1 pseudogene is annotated in these 538 nt (G+C 43.5%); it reads left to right on the top strand.

What is annotated here, in order from left to right:
• Positions 1-538 (top strand): annotated as a pseudogene (locus R7Z50_RS30575) (TadE/TadG family protein); the annotation flags it as partial.

Raw genomic sequence — 538 nt, forward strand, 5'->3', positions numbered from 1 at the left:
GATATATTCAAGATTATGTGCGGGATATTTCCCATGTCGATATTACTACGCTCAGAACATACCAAGAGCCGGATGAGGACGCTGGAGTCTTAGAAAAAATTCAATATTCAGTACAAGTGACCACAACCCATAATTCTTGGTTTGCCAGTAATTTGATCCCCTCATTTAAAGCGCAGGAGAAACTGGCAGGACAAGCCGTTGCAGCGAAGTATCCGTACTATTTGGGTGACAAAATCATTGACTTGGTTTTAGTGAGTGACTTTTCGGGCTCAATGAATTGGAAGTGGCAAGGTAAAGTCAAAATCAACTTACTAAAAGGAGCCGTTGAGCAGATATCTGACCGTATTTTAGTCCCGAGAACCGGTGAAACCGAGGTGCTCAATCGGGTGGCGATTGTGCCGTTTAACTTGAGGGTACAAGAGAAAATGCAGGGCTCTCTTTTTTCAAGTAGTCAAGTCAGATACAGAAACGATGTGAGAACAAATGTCTCATCGGTAACCTATGAACAAGTGGACTGGTCAGCTTGGGCTAGTTCCTC

Source organism: Vibrio sp. 1249-1 (assembly GCF_033340495.1).